Source organism: Thiolapillus sp. (assembly GCF_048562965.1).
In the GTDB taxonomy this organism is placed as follows: Bacteria; Pseudomonadota; Gammaproteobacteria; order Chromatiales; family Chromatiaceae; genus Thiolapillus; species Thiolapillus brandeum_A.
Genome location: NZ_JBHNMF010000582.1, coordinates 1 through 1972, shown reverse-complemented (window position 1 = coordinate 1972; position 1972 = coordinate 1). Strand labels below are relative to the sequence as shown.

Sequence of the window (1972 nt, the reverse complement as noted above, 5' to 3'; positions counted from 1 at the left end):
CCCGGCACCTATATTGGTGCCGGGTCAATATCCGGGATGATGACAGCTTATCCAGTGTTCAGGGATGATTTCCCGGGGTACGGGAGCTTCTGTCGCGCACACATCGGTTGCCCTGGGGCAGCGTGTGCGAAAGCTGCAGCCACTGGGTGGCGACAGCGGGGAGGGCAGATCGCCCTGAAGCGGCGAGAAATGCTTGTTGCGTTCGATGACCGGGTCGGGAATGGGAATGGCATCGATCAGTGCACGTGTATACGGGTGGCTGGGATTGCGGTAAAGCTCATCCCTGCTGGCGGTTTCCACCATTTTTCCCAGGTACATGACCATGACCCGGTGGCTGATCTGTTTCACCACGCTCAGGTCGTGGGCGATGAACAGCATGGACAGGTTCATCTCTTCCTGAAGGTCCAGGAGCAGGTTGATGATCTGTGCCTGTATGGAGACATCCAGTGCGCTGACGGGTTCATCGCACACCAGCAGACTGGGTTTGAGCACCAGGGCCCGGGCGATGCCGATTCGCTGGCACTGTCCACCGGAGAATTCATGAGGGTAGCGGTTGATCTGGTTGGGCAGCAGTCCCACCTGCTCCATGATGCTTTGCACTTTTTTCCTGCGTGCCTCCTTGCCCAGACGTGGTTCGAAAACCTGCAGCGGTTCGGCGATGATTTCGCTGACGGTCATGCGCGGATCGAGGGAGGCGAGGGGATCCTGGAAAACGATCTGCATGTTCTTCCGGTAGCTTCTCAAGCTTCGCATATCCAGATGCCCCAGCTCTGTACCGGCCAGCCACACGTTGCCTGCGGTAATGCTGACCAGTCCCAGAATGCCCCTGGCCAGGGTGGACTTGCCGCAGCCGGACTCGCCCACGATCCCCAGTGTCTCGCCGGCTTTGAGGTTGAAACTGATGCCGTCCACCGCCCGCAGGATCTTTGCCTTCGGACGCAGCACGCCTTCTCCCGGCAAACGGAAGTGAACCTTCAGATCGTCGACATGCAGCAGGGTGGTCAAGGAAGGTTCTCCAGGTGGCAGGCGACGCGGTGTTCGGGGCTGATTTGCAGCAGGGGAGGCTGCTGCCGATCACAGACCGGTATGCCTTTCTGGCAGCGGTCGACGAAGGCGCAGCCGGGAGGAAGCTGGAGCAGATTGGGCGGGTTGCCGGGAATACTGTGCAGTTTGGCGTCGCCGGCGGTATCCAGTCGCGGTACCGACTGCAATAGACCCTGCGTATAAGGATGGCGGGGATTCTCGAACAGTTCATAGACCGGAGCCTGCTCGCAGATGCGCCCACCGTACATCACCATGACATTGTCGCTGATGCCGGCGATGACACCGAGATCATGGGTGATCATGATGATGCTCATGCCGAACTCCTGCTGCAGTTCATTCATGAGCTGGATGATCTGGGCCTGTACCGTCACATCCAGTGCGGTGGACGGTTCGTCGGCGATGAGCAGATCCGGGTGGCACAGCAGTGCCATGGCGATCATCACCCGCTGGCGCATGCCGCCGGAGAATTCATGGGGATAGCGGCCGATACGGTTACCGGCGTCCGGGATATGCACGGCATCCAGCATGTCGATGCTGCGCCTGCGGGCATCGGCCCGGTTCAGTCCCTGGTGCAGCATGAGCACCTCGGTCATCTGCCGCTCGATGGTCAGGTAGGGGTTCAGGCAGGTCATGGGATCTTGGAAGATCATGCCGATGCGGTCGCCGCGGATGCGGTTGATGTCCCTGGTTTTCATGCCTACCAGTTCCTTACCCTGAAAGCGGATGCTGCCTTCCATGCGGCCGTTGCTGGCCAGCAGGTTGATGATGCTCAGGACCAGCTGGCTCTTGCCCGAGCCGGATTCGCCCACCACACCCAGAGTCTCGCCCTTCTCCAGGCTGAAAGAGAGATCGTTGACCGCGTAGACCTCACCATCATTGGTGTGGAAGACCGTGCGCAGATTGTTGACTTCAAGTAGCGGCATCTTAG

General features: G+C 59.7%; 2 protein-coding genes. Both read right to left on the bottom strand.

Annotation, left to right across the window (positions count from 1 at the left end; all coding sequences use genetic code 11):
- Window positions 1–24: 24 nt before the first annotated feature.
- Window positions 25–1005 (bottom strand): ABC transporter ATP-binding protein, encoded by a 981-nt coding sequence (locus ACOCD2_RS17970; protein ID WP_293647904.1) that lies wholly within the window; start codon window positions 1003–1005, stop codon window positions 25–27.
- A partial coding sequence (locus ACOCD2_RS17965) for an ABC transporter ATP-binding protein (RefSeq protein ID WP_305800302.1) occupies window positions 1002–1972 on the bottom strand: 971 nt, incomplete at its 5' end. The genes ACOCD2_RS17970 and ACOCD2_RS17965, both read right to left, overlap by 4 nt.